Source organism: Rhizobium sp. PRIMUS64 (genome assembly GCF_023006465.1).
GTDB classification, from domain to species: domain Bacteria; phylum Pseudomonadota; class Alphaproteobacteria; order Rhizobiales; family Rhizobiaceae; genus Rhizobium; species Rhizobium leguminosarum.
Genome location: NZ_JALBGX010000006.1, coordinates 101,193 through 119,544, shown reverse-complemented (window position 1 = coordinate 119,544; position 18,352 = coordinate 101,193). Strand labels below are relative to the sequence as shown.

Annotated in this window: 18 protein-coding genes and 2 pseudogenes; 8 read left to right on the top strand and 12 right to left on the bottom strand. The window is 62.2% G+C overall.

Annotated elements, in window-relative coordinates; genetic code table 11:
* The 6 genes and pseudogenes from MOV76_RS04695 to MOV76_RS04670 form a co-directional block, all read right to left on the bottom strand.
* Window positions 1-366: pseudogene (locus tag MOV76_RS04695) on the bottom strand (amino acid deaminase); the annotation flags it as partial.
* Window positions 359-1,315 (bottom strand): amidohydrolase, encoded by a 957-nt coding sequence (locus MOV76_RS04690; RefSeq protein WP_130654227.1) that lies wholly within the window; start codon window positions 1,313-1,315, stop codon window positions 359-361. The gene MOV76_RS04690 and the pseudogene MOV76_RS04695, both read right to left, overlap by 8 nt.
* Window positions 1,312-2,253: an ABC transporter permease gene (locus tag MOV76_RS04685; protein WP_065277367.1), complete on the bottom strand. Its 942-nt coding sequence runs from the start codon at window positions 2,251-2,253 to the stop codon at window positions 1,312-1,314. The genes MOV76_RS04690 and MOV76_RS04685 overlap by 4 nt, the downstream gene beginning before the upstream one ends.
* Window positions 2,250-3,212 (bottom strand): ABC transporter permease, encoded by a 963-nt coding sequence (locus MOV76_RS04680; RefSeq protein WP_065277274.1) that lies wholly within the window; start codon window positions 3,210-3,212, stop codon window positions 2,250-2,252. Before MOV76_RS04680 ends, MOV76_RS04685 begins: the two co-directional genes overlap by 4 nt.
* Window positions 3,209-4,723: a sugar ABC transporter ATP-binding protein gene (locus MOV76_RS04675; protein ID WP_166465934.1), complete on the bottom strand. Its 1,515-nt coding sequence runs from the start codon at window positions 4,721-4,723 to the stop codon at window positions 3,209-3,211. The genes MOV76_RS04680 and MOV76_RS04675 overlap by 4 nt, the downstream gene beginning before the upstream one ends.
* 22 nt (window positions 4,724-4,745) lie before the next feature.
* Entirely contained in the window at window positions 4,746-5,819 is a 1,074-nt protein-coding gene (locus MOV76_RS04670; RefSeq protein ID WP_026188806.1) for an ABC transporter substrate-binding protein, read from the bottom strand.
* Window positions 5,820-6,036: 217 nt separating this feature from the next.
* Between MOV76_RS04670 and MOV76_RS04665 the strand changes: the two genes are divergently transcribed.
* From MOV76_RS04665 to MOV76_RS04645, 5 genes are all read left to right on the top strand, one after another.
* The gene (locus MOV76_RS04665; protein ID WP_018246869.1) at window positions 6,037-6,822 is read left to right on the top strand and encodes an IclR family transcriptional regulator; all 786 of its coding nucleotides are present in this window, start codon (window positions 6,037-6,039) and stop codon (window positions 6,820-6,822) included.
* A 407-nt stretch (window positions 6,823-7,229) separates the two neighbouring features.
* The gene (locus tag MOV76_RS04660) at window positions 7,230-8,582 is read left to right on the top strand and encodes an LLM class flavin-dependent oxidoreductase (RefSeq protein ID WP_130653965.1); all 1,353 of its coding nucleotides are present in this window, start codon (window positions 7,230-7,232) and stop codon (window positions 8,580-8,582) included.
* A 10-nt stretch (window positions 8,583-8,592) separates the two neighbouring features.
* Window positions 8,593-9,444 carry an ABC transporter permease gene (locus tag MOV76_RS04655; RefSeq protein ID WP_130653966.1) on the top strand — a complete coding sequence of 284 codons (852 nt, stop codon included), beginning with the start codon at window positions 8,593-8,595 and terminating at the stop codon, window positions 9,442-9,444.
* Between the two features lie 41 nt (window positions 9,445-9,485).
* On the top strand, window positions 9,486-10,469 hold the full coding sequence (locus tag MOV76_RS04650; protein WP_028732416.1) for an ABC transporter substrate-binding protein: 984 nt from the start codon (window positions 9,486-9,488) through the stop codon (window positions 10,467-10,469).
* Between the two features lie 9 nt (window positions 10,470-10,478).
* Window positions 10,479-11,249, top strand: a complete 771-nt coding sequence (locus MOV76_RS04645) for an ABC transporter ATP-binding protein (RefSeq protein WP_028732415.1) — start codon at window positions 10,479-10,481, stop codon at window positions 11,247-11,249.
* A gap of 20 nt (window positions 11,250-11,269) precedes the next feature.
* On the opposite strand, the pseudogene MOV76_RS40265 reads toward MOV76_RS04645, so the two are convergent.
* The 6 genes and pseudogenes from MOV76_RS40265 to MOV76_RS04620 form a co-directional block, all read right to left on the bottom strand.
* Window positions 11,270-11,443 (bottom strand): annotated as a pseudogene (locus MOV76_RS40265) (chloride channel protein); the annotation flags it as partial.
* Between the two features lie 47 nt (window positions 11,444-11,490).
* On the bottom strand, window positions 11,491-12,399 hold the full coding sequence (locus MOV76_RS04640; RefSeq protein ID WP_018449085.1) for a homocysteine S-methyltransferase family protein: 909 nt from the start codon (window positions 12,397-12,399) through the stop codon (window positions 11,491-11,493).
* Window positions 12,400-12,519: 120 nt separating this feature from the next.
* Window positions 12,520-13,209 carry an ABC transporter permease gene (locus tag MOV76_RS04635; protein ID WP_247263945.1) on the bottom strand — a complete coding sequence of 230 codons (690 nt, stop codon included), beginning with the start codon at window positions 13,207-13,209 and terminating at the stop codon, window positions 12,520-12,522.
* A 12-nt stretch (window positions 13,210-13,221) separates the two neighbouring features.
* Window positions 13,222-13,947, bottom strand: a complete 726-nt coding sequence (locus MOV76_RS04630) for an ABC transporter permease (protein WP_247263944.1) — start codon at window positions 13,945-13,947, stop codon at window positions 13,222-13,224.
* Window positions 13,948-13,958: 11 nt separating this feature from the next.
* A complete protein-coding gene (locus MOV76_RS04625) occupies window positions 13,959-14,732 on the bottom strand; it encodes a transporter substrate-binding domain-containing protein (RefSeq protein WP_247263943.1) in 774 nt (257 codons plus the stop codon).
* A gap of 47 nt (window positions 14,733-14,779) precedes the next feature.
* The gene (locus MOV76_RS04620; protein WP_018246857.1) at window positions 14,780-15,559 is read right to left on the bottom strand and encodes an ABC transporter ATP-binding protein; all 780 of its coding nucleotides are present in this window, start codon (window positions 15,557-15,559) and stop codon (window positions 14,780-14,782) included.
* Between the two features lie 162 nt (window positions 15,560-15,721).
* Here MOV76_RS04620 and MOV76_RS04615 point away from each other — a divergent pair, with 162 nt between their 5' ends.
* The 3 genes from MOV76_RS04615 to mctR all read left to right on the top strand — a co-directional run bounded on the left by MOV76_RS04615 (window position 15,722) and on the right by mctR (window position 18,315).
* Window positions 15,722-16,186 carry an Lrp/AsnC family transcriptional regulator gene (locus MOV76_RS04615; RefSeq protein WP_018246856.1) on the top strand — a complete coding sequence of 155 codons (465 nt, stop codon included), beginning with the start codon at window positions 15,722-15,724 and terminating at the stop codon, window positions 16,184-16,186.
* 102 nt (window positions 16,187-16,288) lie between these two features.
* Entirely contained in the window at window positions 16,289-17,674 is a 1,386-nt protein-coding gene (gene mctS / locus MOV76_RS04610) for a sensor histidine kinase MctS (protein WP_247263942.1), read from the top strand.
* On the top strand, window positions 17,671-18,315 hold the full coding sequence (gene mctR / locus MOV76_RS04605) for a two-component system response regulator MctR (protein ID WP_247263941.1): 645 nt from the start codon (window positions 17,671-17,673) through the stop codon (window positions 18,313-18,315). Before mctS ends, mctR begins: the two co-directional genes overlap by 4 nt.
* Window positions 18,316-18,352: the final 37 nt, after the last annotated feature.

Here is an 18,352-nt window from a genome sequence, read left to right as displayed (position 1 = left end):
CTCGTTGGCGAGGATCAGCCGGCGCTGTCCCGCCTTGAGCAGGACGGCGGCCTGGCGGATGTCGGCGACCGTCGTGCCCCAGGCGCCTGCCGCCAGAAGTGCCTCCGACAGCGCCGTCGACATCGGTGTCTTGGCGTGCGGGGCGATTTCGGCGCCGAGGCTCTTCACATAGGCCATCATCAGTTCGACATTGCCGGAGAAGGCCTGCCGGTCGAGCGAGATCAGCGGCAGGGCCATCCTGCCGTCATAGGGCTTCCATCCCTGCTTGCCGATTGCATCCAGCGGGAGCGACGAATTGCCCGGCGGAAAGCCGCGCACCCGCTCGTCGATCAGCACGTTTTCCGTCGCGATATGAAGGTCAGACATGGTAGCCCCTCCCGATCTCGGCGGGATCGGCGATGCCGAGCCGATAGGTGTCATTGGCGGTGGCAAAGAACAGGGCCCGCTGTTCGTCGTAAGAGAGCTTTGAGGCGACCGCTCGGAAAACCTGGTAAACCTCGTCGAAAGAAGCGTGCAAGCCCGCGACCGGAAAGTCGCTCGCGAACATGGTGCGCGCCGGACCGAAACAATCGAGGCAATGCTCGATCACCGGCCGCAGGCTTTCGAGCGTCCACTTATTGTCGTAGGCGACGAGGTCGGAAATCTTCAGGTGCAGATTCGGCTCGCTGCCGAGTGCCCGCAGACCACGGCGCCAGAGCGCCATGCCGTCCTCCGTCCGGTCAGCAGGGCTGCCGCCGTGGTTGAGTACGAAAAGCGTTTGCGGAAAAGCGCGCACCAGTTCGAGCGCCTCATTCATCTGCCAGGGATAGAGCATCAGGTCGAAGACCAGCCCGAGCCGCGTGGCGTGCGCTAACCCCGCCCGCCAGGCGGGATCGCCCATGCGGTTCGCGCGCGAAGCAAAACTCTTCGTCACATCGGGATGCCAGCTCAGAATATCGCGGATACCGACGACCTTGGGATTTGCCGCTTCCGCCTCGAGCAGGCGCAAGGCGTCCGGCCCGTCGAGGGGCACGCGCGCGATATAACGGCGCGCCACGCCGGAGCTGCGGTCGAGGCCATCCAGCCAGCGGCTCTCTTCCAGCGGGTAGGCAACGGACCAGCCGGCCTCCACATGCACGGTTGCAATCACGTTCTGGCGGGCAGCATCGGCGCGATAATCGTCGATGCCGTAGTCGCGCAGGATCGGTGCGAGGCTTCCGAAAACCATCTCCTCGCCTGATGCCCGCGCCTTCTGAAGCCAGGGATGGCGTTGCAGGCTGAGGTCCCAGAGGTGGTGATGCGGGTCGATCACCGGCCCGTCGTAGAGCTCAGTCATCGGCGCGCCTCACGACCGGAAACGAGCAGAAGAGCAAGGATCAAGGTGCCGAACATGATCGATCGCCAGCCGGGCGAGGCATTGACGACAGTGATCAGCGCCGTCGTCGTGACGAGCAGGATCGCCCCCGGAATGGTCCCGGCATAGGTGCCGCGTCCGCCGAGGATGGAGGTGCCGCCGAGCACGACGGCGGCGATCGAGGTCAACAGGTAGGGGTCGCCGATGCCGACATAACCTTGCCGGTTCATACCGAGCACGAGAATGCCGGCAAGCCCTGCGAAAAAGCCGGACAGAGTGTGGACGATCAGCGTGTTGCGGGTGACGCTGACGCCGGAAAGCCGGGCCGCCAGCGGGTTCGCCCCAAGCGCAAGGAAACGCGCGCCGATCGGCATGCGGTGGACGAGCAGCAGGACGACGATCGAGACGACGAGCCACAGAATGATGCCTGAGGGAATGCCGAGCGGCCGCGCCTGCCCGAGCAGAATGACCGCCGGATTGCTGACGGTGACCGCACTGCCGCCGGCGACGATGACGAGCAAGCCCTGCAGGAAGGTCGCCATCGCAAGCGTCATGATGATCGGCGGCACGCGAAGATAGGCAGCACCGGCGCCGTTCATCAGGCCGATAGCCGTGGCGATGGTAAGGGCCGCCGCGATGCCGGCGAGGCCGCTTGGATCCCACGCCGGCGAGATGAGCGGCAACAGGATCGCCGTGACGGTGATGACCGCGCCGACGGACAGATCGATGCCGCCCATCAGGATGACGAGCGTCTGGCCGGCGGCGGCAATGCCGATCACCGCGGCGAGTTCGAGCAGATAGCGCAGGTGGCCATAGGCGCCGAAACCGCGCAGCGAGACACTTGCGACGATCCAGACGAGCGCGACCAGAAGGAAGGTCAGCAGCGGCGGATTGCGAAACGCGGACCTGATGATGTTCATCGTCTTGCCCTCCATTGCCCGAGAAGTTCCGGCACGGCGACCGCGCCGACGATGATCAGGCCTTGAGCGACATATTGGGCGACCGGCGGGAAGCCCAGGAAGAACATGACATTGATCATCACCGAGAGCAGCAGGCTGCCGCAGATCGCGCCGCGCATCGTGCCCTTGCCGCCGAGGAAACCCACGCCACCGAGCACGGCGGCGGCGATCGAGTTCAGCGTGAAGGGCGTGCCGATAACAGGATCACCCGACCCGGTCTGCGCAGCGACGAAGAGACCGGTCAGGGCTGCCAGAAGACCGGACAGTGCGAAGGCTGCGACCTTCACCCGTTCGATCGGGACGCCGGAGCGGAACGCGCCGACCGGATTGTCGCCGGCCGCGTAGATGCCGAGGCCGAGCGGCGTTGCCAGAAAGGCCTTCCAGAGTACGAGGATCACGACGAGCAGCAGGAAGGCGACGGGCGTGTGGCCGGCCAGCATCGTCGACAGCCAATCGGGAATGAACCCGCCCGGCCGCGGCAGCAGGATCAGTGCGACCCCGCCGATGATGAAGGAGCCGGCCAGCGTGACGATGATCGCAGGCAACCTCAGATACGTTACGATGGCGCCGATGACGGCACCGATCGAAAGGCCGGCGAGGGAGACCGCAAGAATGCCGCCCGGCACGCCGAGCGCCCCTTCCATCGTCGTCGCGGCGATCACCGCTCCAAGACTGACGAGCGGGCCGATCGCCAGCGTAATGCCGCCGTTCAGCATGAGTAGCGCCTGCGCCATGGTGACGAGCGCGAGCGGGAACCAGTTCTGCGTGAACTTGGAGAAGCCACCGATCGAAAGGATGCCGGGAAATAGCAGCGCGTAGATGACGAGAAAGGCTGCGACAACCAGATAGAGTCCGGCAAGGCCGCGGTTGCGGCGGAGCTGGATCGAGGCGTAGAGCCGGGATGACGAACTTGTGCTCATGCCGCCTCTCCCTGCGTCGCGGCCGTAATACCCATGGCTGCGCCAACAATCGCTCCTTCGCTGATTTCATCTTGCGACAGCGCCGCTGCGACGCGCCCCTCGCGCAGAACCACGACACGGTCGCAGAGATGCACGAGCTCCGGCGTATCGGAGCTAGCCAGAATGACGAGCCGCCCCTCGGCGGCGAAGGCACGGAGCATGAGGTAGATTTCCCGCTTGGTCTCGATGTCGACGCCGCGCGTCGGATCGTTGAGGAGCAGAACGGAGGGGTCGAGCGGCAGCCATTTGGCGAGCGCCACCTTCTGCTGGTTGCCGCCGGAAAGCGCCTGCACCGGGCGGGCCGTGTCGCCCTTGATCGTCAGCCGCCGCGCGAGATCGGCGACCAGGCCGTTTTCCGCCGGCCGGTCCCGCAGGCCCTTGCTGGCGAGCCGTCCAAGCGAGGGCAAGATGAGATTGGATGCGATGGAGTGGGGCAGCACCAGCCCCTCATGCTTGCGGTCGGCCGGGACATAGACGATGCCGGCGGCATTCGCCTCGCCGACATGGGCGGGCAGGGCGGGTTTGCCGGAAACCTCCGCTCTGGAAGCCGCTGCCGGAATCGCGCCGTAGAGGCCAAGTAGCAGGTCTTCCTGCCCTTGCCCCACGAGCCCGCCGATGCCGACGATCTCGCCGGCACGGGCGGAGAAGCCGATGTCTCGCACCATGCCGGCGGAAAAACCTTCGACGTTGATGCGCATCGCGCCGGGTGCTGTGACGGAGCGCGGTGGGAACAGGTCGCCGGTCTCGCGGCCGACCATGAGGCGCACCAGGCCTTCACCGTCGATGCCGGACAGCGACTGGTCGGCGGTGACCAAGCCGTCCTTCAGCACCGTGACATGCGAGCAGAGCGCCTGCACTTCGTTGAGGCGGTGAGAAATGTAGAGAAGTGCGGTGCCACGGTCCTTGAGGGTCTCGATCAGACGGGCGAGGATGCCGGCTTCGTGTGCGGAAAGCGACGACGTCGGCTCGTCCAGGATCAGCACGCGTGGTTTGCGGAACAGCGCCTTGGCGATCTCCACCATCTGGCGGCGGCCAAGCGCCAGATCGGCGACCGGCATGTCGAGCGGCTCGGTGAGCCCCACCATATCGCAGACGTCCAGCACGCCGCGATGAAGCGCTCTGTAGTCGATGAGACCGAACCGGCGCGGAAATGCGCCGAGCCCGATGTTTTCAGCAATCGACAGACTGGCGGTGAGGCTCAGCTCCTGCTGAACGACAGCAATACCGGCCGCGCGCGCAACCGCCGGGCTGAAGCGCCCGACGGGCTTGCCGTCGACGAGGATGGAACCACCGTCCGGCTGGAGGGCACCGGACAGGAGGTTGATCAGCGTGGATTTGCCGGCGCCGTTTTCGCCGAGCAGGGCGTGAACCCTGCCCGGCAGAAGGGCGATATCGACGCCCTTCAAAACGGGATTGCCGAAAAATCCCCTGAACACCTGCCGGGCTTCCAGCAGGGGTCTTTCTTCCGTCATGACGGCTTTCCTCAACCCGGGATTACTTGGTGGCAAGCAGCTTGTCGAAGAGCGCCTTGTCGTAGTCCGAGTAGATATAGCCGTCAGCCGGGAACTTGTCGGCCCGTGCGAGGTAGCTGCCGATCGTGCTGTCGTCGATGACAGGCAGCGGCACCTTGACGAAGGCCGGAACGTCCTTGCCTTCCAGCGCCTGCACAGCGGTGTAAACGGAAAGCGCGCCGAGCCAGTTGGGCTGCATGGTCGCCCAGCCCTTCAGTCCCTTCTCCTTCCAGAGCTCCAGGAACTGCCTTGCGTTTTCGCCTGTTGTCGGCACCTGGTCGCGGCCCTGGCGCTCGAAGGCGAGGACAGAGCCGGCCGACAGGGCGCCGCCGAGCGACAGCACGCCGTCGATTTCCGGATTGGCGAAAAGCAGGCTGGTCATCGCTTCCTGTGCCGGGGCGACGTTATATTCCGTATTCGTCTCGGTGATCACCTGGAGACCGGGATTGGCATCGAGGACCGGCTGGGCGCCCTTGCGGCGGTCGTCGCTCACCGAAATGCCGGCCGGGCCGTTCATGATGATGATCTTGCCCTTGCCGCCGAGCTGGCCGACCATCCACTTGGCGGCGGTCGCGCCCCATTCGTTGGAATCGGTGTTGATCTTCGCCGTCACCTTGTCGGTGTTGACAAGGCTGTCGAAATTCACGACGGCGATGCCCTTGTCGCAGGCGTCTGATATGACACGGTCGAGCGCGTTGGAGGAACCGGCGATCACGACGATGGCGTCGACATTGGCGTCGATCATCGACTGGATATGCTGGATCTGCGTCTGGGCGTTGCCCTGCGCGTCCGTGATCATCAGGTCCTTCACAAGGCCCGCCTTCTTCAGTTCCTCCACTTCAGCCGTGATGGTGCCTTCGGTCTGCTTCATCCAGGTCGGCACCGAATAGATGTTCGCCCAGCCGATCGTATAGGGCGCCTTCCTGTCACCCTTGATGCAATTGGCGGCGGCTGAGGCCGTGCCGGCCGAAAAGACGAGGAGTGCCGCAGCGGCGGCGGCACCCGCAAGAAGGCGGCGGCGCAGCGAAGCGGAAATGCCGTTTTCAAGATTCTTCATGTCGATCCCCTTTTTTGTGTGCGGCAGCGTTGACGGCTTGCCATCTATGTCCAATATAATGTACATGTGATCTATATACCGGACGAGGCGATCTTATGCCGATTTTTTTACCTCGCAAGAGGGGTGCAAAAATTTCATTCGCGATGAATGACGGGATCGATTGACAGATGCGGCAGACGGCTTGAAAAGCTTGGCCGGACAAAAAAGGATCGACGCAATGGATGCAGTTCAGGACGAAGCAGCCGGCAAGCGCGCCCGAGGGCTCGACCGCGCCTTCGAGATCCTCGATTTCCTGCGCCAGAAGCGGCAGGCCTTGAAGCCGAACGAAATCGCCGCACAGATCGGCGCACCGCGCTCGTCGGTCTACGAGCTCGTCAACCTGCTACTGCAGAACGGCATTCTGGAATTCACCGGCGGCGAGGGGCGTGTCTATCTCGGCCGCAAGCTCTACTTCCTCGGTGCCGCCTATGAGAACCATTTCGATTTCACCCGCGAATGCGAGGCAGCGCTGGAACAGCTTGCCGACGAGACGCGGGAGACGGCGCAGTTCTGCATGCTGGATGGAAACAGATACACGGTCGTTCGCATGCGCGAAGGCGCACGCCCGTTCCGCATTTCGACGGATGTCGGGCAGTCGGTGCCGATCCCGTGGACGGCCTCGGGCCGCCTGCTCGTCGCGCATCTGTCGGATCAGGAGATCCTGACCTTTATTCCGCCGCAGGATTTTCGCCTGCCGAACGGCGAATGGCTCGAGCCGCAAACCTTCATCGCCGAGGTGCGCCAAGCCGAGCGTGAAGGTCTCTTCACCTTCAACAGCATCGTCGACAGTTTCACCCACTGTTTTGCCGTACCGGTGCGGGGCGAGGAAGGTCATGCCGCCGCAACGCTCTGCCTCGTCACGCCGCGCGACGACGGCATTGCCAACCGCGACCGCTACCTCGACTGTCTGAAGAAGGCGGCCGCCGGCCTCGACCATGCCCCGACCCGGCCGAAACGAGGCTGATGCCTGAGTACATCAAGGCATCGATGTCTGGTGGCACGGATGCTCGTGTGTAACCCGGCATACAATTCCATGCTCGTCAAATCGGATCATGTTCGCTCCGGCGGCGCTGCAGCGGGCACAGGACGCTAAGAAGAACTATCCCTATTGTTGTCGTCTCAGCCGGGCTCTTCGCCACGCCGGCAGATCCCGCTTGCCGGACCGCGCTCGCATACCCCGGAGTAGCCGCCCCGATCGTTGATTTCCGATTTACCGCCAATCCGGGAAATCTATTCACTCTTCCTCCGAAACTATGAAATTAAGTTTCTCTATAAAATTAATAGAGAACGTATTTTAGTAGTCCAACAGCCAATTTTATACTTGGCCTTGGGGAAGGCCGAGCTGTTGACGGCAAACGGAGAGGACACGAAATGACACGGAAAATCAGACTTGGGGCATTTCTTCCCGGCGGCGGACAGCATGTTGCTTCATGGCGGCATCCCGACCAGCCGGCCGACGGCGCGACCAGTTTCGAGTTTCACAAACGTCTCGCTTTGACGGCCGAGCGCGGGCTCTTCGATGCTTACTTTCTCGCCGACGGGCTGGCTGTCGGTTTTGGCGGTGCGCGCGAAGGCGGCAACGCCCGCGTCGCCGGCTTCGAACCTGTGACGCTGTTCTCCGCCCTTGCGCCTTTCACCACTCATCTCGGCTTTATCGCCACGTCCTCGACCACCTACGAAGAGCCTTACACAACCGCCCGCAAGTTCGCCTCGCTGGATCTGATCTCGGAGGGCCGCGCCGGCTGGAACGTCGTGACCACGACGGGCGACCTGACGGCGCAGAACTTCAACCGCGACACCCAGCTTCCGCATGCCGACCGATATCGCCGCGCTGCCGAGCATGTCGACGTTGTCCGCAAACTCTGGGAAAGCTTCGAAGACGACGCATTCATCCGGGACAAGGACTCCGGCGTGTTCTTCGACCCGTCGAAGCTGCACGACACCGACCATCGCGGCGAGCACTTCAGCGTGCGCGGTCCGCTCAACGTGTCGCGATCGCCGCAGGGTCATCCCGTCATCGTCCAGGCCGGTCAATCCGAAGACGGACGCGGGCTCGCCGCAGCAACGGCCGAGGTCATCTTCACCGCCCATCAGCATATCGAAACCGCCCAGGAGTTCTACCGGGACATCAAGGCACGCGCCCGTGGTCTCGGCCGAAATCCGGATCACATCCTGGTCATGCCCGGCGTATCCGCTTTCGTCGGCAGGACCGAAGCGGAGGCGCGCGAGAAATACGACCGCCTGACCTCGCTCATCGTCGAAGAAGACGGGATCGGCCTCCTCAATGGGCTGACCGGCGGCACGCTCGACCTGCACGGTTATGACCTCGACGGGCCTCTGCCGCCCGCGCCGCCGACGGAAGGCATGAAGAGCCGCCAGGCCCTCATCCGCCAGATCGCCGATGAAAACAACTTTACCATTCGTCAGCTCTATCAGTGGATCGCCTCCGCTCGCGGTCACTACACCATCGTCGGAACGCCCGAACAGATCGCCGATACGCTGCAGAAATGGTTCGAGAACGAAGCTGCCGACGGCTTCAACATTCTGCCGCCCTGGCTGCCGACAGCGCTCGACGATTTCGTCGATCTGGTCATCCCGGAACTGCAGCGCCGCGGGCTGTTCCGGACGGCTTATGAGGGCAAGACGCTTCGCGAAAACCTCGGCCTGCCTTTCCCGACCAATCGATGGGCTGCAGGACGTGCCGCTCTCCAGGCAGCAGAGTGAGGAGCGGTCCATGTCTTATGAGATCAACCAGACTCTTCCGAGAAGCTTCGGCCGCCTGAAGAGCAGCGAAAGCAATATTTCCACTCTCGCCTCGCATGCGCGCGGCGTGCTCGCATCGCTTTTGCCGCGTTATGGCCTTCTCATCGGCTTCCTCGTGCTCTGGCAGGTGTCGAGCACCAGGGGCTGGGTCAATCCCGCGGTCTTCCCGCCCTTGAACGTGATCCTGTCTGCTCTTTGGACCAATCTTGCCAACGGCGCGCTGCTGGATGATATCGCCATCAGTCTGCAGCGATCCGGAACCGCCTTTGCCTTTGCCGTGGTGATCGGCATTCCGCTCGGCCTGTTCATGGGCCAGGTTCGTGCTGTCGAACAGGCGCTCGATCCGATCCTGCAGCTCTTCCGCCAGACCTCGGCGCTGGCGCTCTATCCGGTCTTCATCCTGCTGCTCGGCCTCGGCGAGACATCCAAGATCTTCGTGATCTTCTGGGCGACGCTGTTCCCGGTCCTGCTCGCCACGATCAGCGGCGTCAAGGAGGTGGACAAGAAGCTTATCGAGATGGCGCGGACCTATGGCGCCGGATCGCTGGCGATCTTCCACCGCGTCATCCTGCCGGCGTCGGTGCCTGCGATCTTCGTCGGCCTGCGTCTTTCGGCGACGACTGCGCTTCTCCTGCTGATTGCCGCCGAGATGATCGGCGCCAACAAGGGCATCGGCTTCCAGGTGATGAACGCCCAGTACAATTTCCAGATCCCGCTGATGTTTGCGGCGATCCTTCTGCTCGCCTTCCTTGGGCTTGCAGCCAATGCCTTGCTCGTTTTGCTGCAGCGCCGCCTCTGCCGCTGGTCTCAGCCGAGCCGCTGACCTGCTTTCACCGATTTTCCTCTTCCGAAAAGGACCACCACATGACATTCCATCCCCGCCACATCCTTCTGCCGGCTGTGATCGCTCTCGGTCTTGCCACGCCGGCCGCAGCCACCGATACGGTGAAGCTGCGCTACCTTGCCAGCCAGGGCGGTCTTGCCGCCCATGAACTCGCCGCCGAACTCGGTTATTTCGAAGGCACGGGCATCACGCTGGAAAATGTCGGCTACGCCCAGGGCGGCCCGGCCTCGCTGATTGCACTGGCATCGGGTGATGTCGAAATCGGCAGCGCTGCAACCTCCGCCGTCCTGAATTCGATCATCGGCGGCAATGATTTCGTCGCCGCCTATCCCTCGAACGGCATTAATGATGAGGTGCAGTCGACCTTTTACGTGCTGGAAGACAGCCCCATCAAGGGTATCAAGGACATCGCCGGCAAGAGCATCGCGGTCAATACGCTCGGCGCGCATCTCGACTATACCATCCGCGAGGCCTTGCATTCCGTCGACCTGCCGACGGACGCAGCCAATCAGATCGTCGTTCCCGGGCCGCAGCTTGAACAGGTGCTGCGCTCCAAGCAGGTGGATATTGCCGCCTTCGGCTATTGGCAGACGACCTTCGAGGGGGCAGCGCTGAAGAATGGCGGCCTGCGCCCGATTTTTGACGATACCGACGTGCTTGGAGACATTGCCGGGGGCTTCGTGGTACTGCGCCGCGATTTCATTCGCCAGCATCCGGAGGTCTCGAAGATTTTCGTCGAGCAGTCGGCCCGCGCCCTCGACTATGCCCGCGAACATCCTGAGGAAACCAAGAAGATCCTGGCCAAGGCCCTCAGCGAGCGCGGCGAGAACGCTGATATCGCGCAATACTTCCGCGGCTATGGCGTGCGCGCCGGCGGCCTGCCGGTCGAGCGCGACATCCAGTTCTGGATCGACGTGCTGGTTCGCGAAGGCAAGCTGAAGCAGGGCCAACTGGCGGCCAAAGACATCCTCTTTACCGCCGATGCCAAGCCGGCAAGCAACTGAGGAATGGTGATGAGCATCGCTGAGGACACGCGCCGCGGAGAAGTGACGATCCGTCACCTCTCCAAATCCTACAGGTTGAACGGGGCACCTCTACAGGTTCTCAGGGATGTCAACCTCCACGTCCGCTCCGGCGAAAGCCTCGCCATCGTCGGCGCCAGCGGCTCGGGCAAGACAACCCTGCTCAGGGTTCTGGCCGGTCTTGAGGATTCCGACACGGGTGAGGTTCTCGTCGATGGCAAGGCGGTGCGAGGCGTCGGCGCAGAGCGCGCCGTCATCTTTCAGGAACCGCGCCTTCTGCCCTGGCTGACCGTGCTCGACAATGTCGCCTTCGGGCTGAAAACAAGGGGCCTGTCGCGTGAGCAGGCGAGGGGACGGGCGCGCCATTATGTCAAGCTCGTCGGCCTGCAGCAGTTCGAGGCGGCCTATCCCCGGCAGCTCTCCGGCGGCATGGCCCAGCGCGTCGGCATCGCCCGGGCTCTGGCCGTCCAGCCCGAGATCCTGCTGCTCGACGAACCGCTCGGCGCGCTCGACGCAATGACCAAGATCGGCATGCAGCAGGAACTCGCACGGATCTGGCGCGATGAGGATGTGACGACCATCCTCGTCACTCACGATCTCGAGGAGGCGATCTACCTGGCCGACCGGATCCTGATCCTGCCGCGGGAGAAGGGCGGCGAGCCGCGTCTGATCGAAATCGATCTGCCCCGCCCTCGCGACCGCAGCGCGCCGGAATTCGTTCGACACCGCGAAGAGCTGCTGAACCTGTTCGGACTGCACTGACGTCTACAGACGCCAGCCTTCGCAAAGAGCAAAGTATTTGCCCGGGACAGTTCGAACGGGTCGACGCCATATCCGCGTGTGATGTGCTGACCGCGGCGCGCGATCTTCTCGGTGAGGGTCGAGCGACGCAGCAGAAGGATGGTGACGGCATAGGCCACCACCGTTGCGGCGAGGAGCGGAACGAGCGTGCTGACGAACACGGCGTCAAATTGCGACATAGCCGAGTTCCCGACGTGCCGCTTTAACCCAAAAGCGTCTTCCTCAAGCGATGGATATGGGCGGCGCCAATGCCGCAACAGCCGCCGATGATGGTCGCGCCGGCTTCGGCCCAGGAGCAGGCATAACGCGAATAGGCGTCGTCATTCAGATCGGCGCGGGTATCGTGCAGGCCCTCATTGGCGGCTGCGTCGCCTGTTTCCCCTTCGAAGGCATTGGCATAGACGCCGATTTCGATGTGAGCATCCATCTTTCGGAAGACCCGGGCTGCCGTCTCCACAGCCGCCTGCATGACTTCGGGCTTGCTGCAATTGAACAGTAGAGCTTCAGCGCCCGATGAAACCGCCCAGGATGCCGCATCCTCGACCTTTTCTCCGGAGCGAAGCTTCGGTTCGCCGCCACTGATGGCTGCCTCGTCATCCGCCAATGTGAAGGAAATCCAGAACGGCTTGCCTGATGTCGCCACCGCCTTGCGGACGGCCTCTGCCTCGGCGATCAGGCTCAACGTCTCGCCGAGCCATATATCGACGAAGGGGCCGAGGTTCTCGACAAGCACCTGGAGATAATCCTGCACCCGCGAAGGCTGAAAATTCTGCGGCTCATATGAACCGAAGATCGGCGGTAGCGACCCGGCAACCAGCACCTTCCGATCGGTAACGGCATCCGCCGCCTCGCGCGCCAGGCGACCGGCGAGACGGATCAGCGCCGGCCCTTCCTTCCGGAACCGATCCTCGCCGATGTGAAAGGGCACGAGCGCATAGCTGTTCGTCGTAACGACCTCAGAACCGGCGGCGATAAATTCCTGGTGTACCCTACGGACGATATCCGGCGCATTGATCAGCGCCAATGCCGACCATTCCGGTTGTTTCAGTTCGGCACCCAGCCGCAGCAGCTCGCGGCTCATGCCGCCATCGAGAATTCGCGTCGTGCTCATGAAGCAGTCTCCATTCAGTCTGTCGCGCCGTCATCGGCGGCGGGCTTTTCATAACAAAGTGGGCGAGGTGCGCGTGGTTCGTGCGCCAGGGAGTTCATGGGCCAGTCCTGTTCCGTCGGCCTAGCGGCGAACCGGCACCTGCGCTTCGAGACCTCGAAAGACGCGGGCGATCACTGCGGTCAGCGCGAGATAGAAGAGGGTGACGACCAGCAGCGGTTCATAGACGAGCAGCGTGTCCTGCCGAACCTTGTTTGCCACGGCGTAGAGATCCATCACCGTCACCGTAAAGGCGAGCGGCGTCGCCTTGAGCTGCATGACGATCTCTCCCGCAATCGTCGGCAGGGCGATGCGAATGGCGCGCGGCAGCCAGATGCGGCGGGTCAGCATCCAGGGCGACAGGCCAACGGCCCGGCCCGCTTCGAGTTCGCCCTTGGGAACGGCAAGCAGCGCGCCGCGCAACACCTCTGCCTCATAGGCTGCGTAGTTCAGGGTAAAACTGACGGCCGCGAAGAAGAAGCCCTCGCGCAGGATCGGCCAGAACAGGCTCTGGCGGATGCCGGGGACCATCGGCAGCAGCGAGCCAACCCCATAGTAGAGAAGCCACAGCTGTATCAGCAGCGGCGTGCCGCGAAAGAAGGTGCAGTAGCCGCGGGCGAGCAGCCGCGTCAGTCTGCCGCCGCTGACCTGCGCGAAGGCGAGGCCTATGGCGATGACGAAGCCGAACACCACCGAGATTACCAGCAGGCAAACAGTCTGCCAGGCGCCGGTCAGAAGAAGCGGCCAGTAGGAAGAGATCCAGGTGAAATTCATGGGGCGCTTTCTTCAGGCAAGACGCGGCTGCCCCCGCCGTACCCGTCCCTCGATCAGTTTGAAGACGACGTTGGAAACAAGAGTGATGGCGAGATAGAGAAGGGCCGAAGCAAGGAAAAAGACGAAGTAATGCTTGGTGCTTGCCCCGGCAAGACGGGTGGCGAGCGCCAGTTCCTGGTAGCCGACGACCGCGACCAGCGCGCTGTCCTTGGTGACCGACATCCAGAGATTGGCAAGGCCCGGCAGCGCGTTCGGCAGGAGCGCTGGCAGCAGGATCCGTCGGAACCTCAACACCGGCCCCATGCCGAAGGCCTTGGCGGCCTCGATCTGGCCGACGGGAATGGCGAGGATCGCGCCGCGCAGCACCTCCGTCATGTAGGCACCCTGGACGAAGCCCAGCACGGCGACGGCCGCGACGAAGCCGTTCACATTGACCGGTGGCAGGTCCAACGCGGCGAGCAGCCGGTTGAGACCATCGGTGCCCGCATAATAGAGCCCGACGATCAGGATCAGCTCGGGAACGGCACGGATCAGCGTGGTGTAGAGATCGAGCAGGAGACGAAGCATGCGATTGCCCGAAAGCTTTCCAAGCGCGCCGCCCGTGCCGAGCAGCAGGCCGATCGCGAAGGCGCAAGCCGAGATGGCGACCGTGGAAACTGCACCTGCCAGAAGAACGCCGCCCCATCCCGGAGGATAGGGAGACAGCAGGTCCAGAATACCTTGTTGCGTGGTCGCCATCGTTGGGCTGCTTACTTCGCGCCGTAGATGTCGAAATCGAAGTACTTCTTGTTGATGGTGTCGTATTGGCCACTTGCACGGACAGCGGCAATGGCTGTGTTCAGCTTGGCTTTCAGTTCCGTGTCTTCCTTGCGCAGGCCGCCCGAAACGCCAGCTCCGAGAATCTCCTTGTCGTCGGCGACGTCGCCCATCTTGGCGCAGCAATCCTTGCCGCCATCGCTTTTGAGGAACGCGTCAAGTGCCAGTGAATCGCCAAAAACATAGTCGATACGACCGGAGGCGAGGTCCTGAAAAGCCTCATCGAGCGTCTGATAGGTCTTTTCCTCGGCAGCCTCGGCAAAATATTTCTTGTAATATTCCGACTGGATCGTCGACACCTGGATACCGATGGTCTTGCCCTTCACGTCCTCGGCAGTGGCGCCCGGTTTCTGATCCTTAGGACCGATCAAGGTGCTCGGGGTGTTGTAATATTTGTCGGTGAAGTCGATCACCTTCGAGCGTTCCGCGGTGTTCGACATCGACGACCAAATCACGTCGAACTTCTTGCTCTGGAGCGCCGGAATGAGACCATCCCAGGAAATCTCGACGATCGAGCATTTCTCCTTCATCTCTTCGCATACGGCATTCATAAGGTCGATCTCCCATCCCTGCCATTGGCCGGAGGCGTCCTTGGCGAAGAAGGGTGGATAGGATTCGTTCATGACGCCGAAGCGGACTTCGGCCTGTGCGGTGACGGCGGAAAGCGCTAGCGCTACACCGGCGAACAGTGTGGGGAGCAGTTTCATTCGCAGGATTCTCCTGGTTTGTGTTGTCGATGATAGATCGATGCGCATCAGTGGGCGCTGAGGCCGGTGAATTCCCGGCAGCGGGCGCTGACCGGCGCCCCGAATATCTGCTCCGGGGAGCCTTCCTCCTCGATCCGTCCCTGATGCAGGAAGAGAACACGGCTGGAGACATCCCGGGCAAAGCGCATTTCATGCGTGACGATCAGCATGGTCCGGCCTTCTTCCGCCAGATCGCGGATGACCTTCAGCACCTCGCCGACCAGTTCCGGATCAAGCGCCGATGTCGGCTCGTCGAACAGCATGACATCAGGATCCACGCAGAGCGCTCTGGCAATCGCAGCACGCTGCTGCTGACCGCCGGAGAGGAAAGCGGGATAGGCGTCGCGTTTATCGAAGAGCCCGACCTTGTGGAGCAGGGCCTCAGCCTTTTCGATAGCCTCGCGCCGCGAAATGCCCATGACGTGTACCGGCGCCTCAATGACGTTTTCCAGCACCGTACGATGGGCCCAGAGATTGAAACTCTGAAAGACCATCCCCAATCCGGTCCGTATCCGCTCGATCTGCCGCCAGCTGCGCGGCTGCAGCCGGCCGCCTCGCCCCATTTTGAGCGCGATTTCCTCGCCGTTTACGGCAATGCGGCCACGATCAGGCGTTTCCAGGAAATTGATGCATCTGAGAAAGGTGCTTTTGCCGGAGCCCGACGAGCCGATGATCGAAATCACATCGGACTTTGCGGCCTGCGTCGAGATACCCTTGAGAACCTCTTGCGAGCCGAAGCTTTTATGGAGATCTTCGACGCGAAGAGCAGGAAAGGGTTGATCTGGCATGCATGGTTCCGGCTGAATTGAATTTGCGAAGGATAATGATAAAATAACGCGGTTTTTTCGCGCAGTTTTCATCTATTCTGCATATTTTATGCAAAATAATCTTCCTCGTGCGGCAATTACGGCAGAATGCGCGAATTGTTGCGGCGAGACTAGGACTGGACAATGGAACAACTCGATCGTTTTGACCGCGACATTCTCGATATCGTTCAGCGCGACTGCCAGCTGAAAGCCGAAACGATCGCCGAACGGATCGGACTGTCAGTCTCGGCCGTGCAGAGGCGGCTGAAGCGGCTGCGCGAAGAAGGGATCATCAAGGCGGAGGTGGCCGTCGTCGACCGCAAGGCGACGGGCACAGCGATGGTGTTCATCGTCGGGATGGAGATCGAGCGGGACAATTACGACGCGCTGGCCAAGTTCCGCCTCTGGGCGGAGAAGCAGGATCACATCCAGCAGGTCTATTATGTCACAGGCGCGGTCGATCTGATTGCGATCGTCACCGCCCGCGACGTCGAGCATTACGACGACATCGCTGCCTTGATCATGGCTGACAATCCGCAGATCCGCCGCATGCACACGAATGTCGTTCTGCGCGACGTCAAACTCGGCCTCTTCGTCCCGCTGGAATAGCGCAGACGCGATGGCTCCGCCGGCATTGGTTCCGACAAGCCGCTGGACTCGCATTTGACAAAGGGCATAATTCCCGGCGCAAATTCTCGGGAGGAATGATCGTTGACGTTACGACACCAGATCATCGCATTGGCGATCGTTCCGCTCGTCATTTCGATCCTTGCGATCACCACCTTCATCACATGGCAATCGGCAAACCTCGCCAAGAACAGCATCGACGCGTTCGAGCAGAACATGCTGAAGACCAAGGAAGCCGAGATCCTCAACCTGACCAATCTTGCCCTGTCCGCCATCCAGACGATCTATGACAATGCCGGTTCTGATGACGAAGCCGCCAAGCAGCAGGTGGCGGCGATTCTGACCTCGCTCGATTACGGCAAGGACGGATATTTCTTTGTCTACGATTACGACGGCAACAACATCGTCCATCCGCGCCAGAGTTTCCGCCATGGGCACAATTGGCTCGACCTCACCGACCCGGATGGCGACAAGGTCATTGCCGAACTGATCGCCACGGCAAGAGCGGGCGGCGGTCTGCATCAGTACAAATGGCAGAAGCCATCGACCGGACAGATCGCCGACAAGCTCTCCTTCGTCGTCAGTCTCGACAAATGGCACTGGGTCGTCGGCACCGGCGTTTACCTGGATGACGTCTTTGCCCAAAGTGCCGCCGCCAACGCCGGGATGCGCGCCAACATAAGACGGACCTTCGTCATCGTCGCGCTGATCGCCGTGCCTTCGGTGCTCGTCGTTTTCACGACCTGCATGCTGCTGACGTTCCACGAGCGCCGCATGGCCGACAGCCGGCTCAAGGCGCTGACACAGCGGGTCATCGATACGCAGGAAGAAGAGCGCGCACGGCTGGCGCGCGAGTTGCACGACGGCATCTCCCAAAATCTCGTCGGCGTGCGCTATGCGATGGATCTTGCCGTCCGTAAAGTCAGAACCAATGTCGACGATGCGGCTGTCACCATCGACCGCGGTGTCGAAGCGCTGAACAGCGCCATCAAGGAAATCAGGCGGCTCTCGCACGATCTGCGCCCGCGCGTGCTGGACGACCTCGGCCTGACGGCTGCTCTCGAGGCGCTGTGTTATCATTTTGCCGAGCGGACGGGGGTCGAGACGAAAATCGACGCTTCGGGCTTCACTGACACGCTCAAGGCCGAAGCCAATACCGCGCTTTATCGCGTCGCACAGGAAGCGTTCAACAATGTCGAGCGGCACTCGGGCGCCTCCCGGCTTGCGGTCAAGCTCTGGAGCGACGGCGGCCGGGCCCGCATGACCGTCACCGACAACGGTACCGGCTTCGACGGCATCAAGGACGGGGTCTCCGGCAGATCAGGTCTCGGCCTGCGCAACATGCAGGAGCGGATGGCTCACTTCCGCGGCCTGCTGTTGATCAACAGCAGCGAGACCGGGACGACGCTGACGGCGATGATGCCGAAATCGGCCAATCGTCCCGCCGACCAGCAGGCGGAAGCCGCATGACGGAACGCCCGAAAATCAGGGTGCTCTTGATCGACAATCATCCGCTGGTGCTGGACGGATTGAAGGCCGTGCTCGAAACATTCGACCATATCGAAGTTGCCGGTACGGCCGGGCTCGCGCAAGCAGGGCTCGAGATCGGCCGGCAGGTCCTGCCGCAGGTCGTGCTGATGGACATCAACATGCCGAAGCTGAGCGGCATCGATGCGATCGAATTGTTCAGGAACGAACTTCCCCAGGCGCGGGTCGTGATGCTCTCCATGCATGACAGCCGCGAGTATATTTCCTCCTCGGTCATGCATGGCGCTGCCGGTTACGTCCTGAAGGACGTTTCGACCGACGAGATCGTCTCGGCCATCGAGACCGTGGCAAGTGGTGGGACATATTTCTCGTCGGGCGTGTTCGACGCGCTGATGGGCGAACGCGCCGAGGAGGGGAGCGATCCCCTGACGCCGCGCGAACGCGACATTCTCGGGCTGATCGTTGCCGGCAGGAGCAACAAGGAGATCGCCGACGTGCTCGGGATAACCTCCGCCACGACGGAAACCCATCGCAAGAACCTCAAGAGGAAGCTCGGCATCACGACCACGGCAGGCCTTATCCGCTACGCGCTCGATCATGGCATCGTCTCGAAAGTCGGGTAAATCTAGCCTACCCACTTCTGGGTAGGCTCCGGCATTT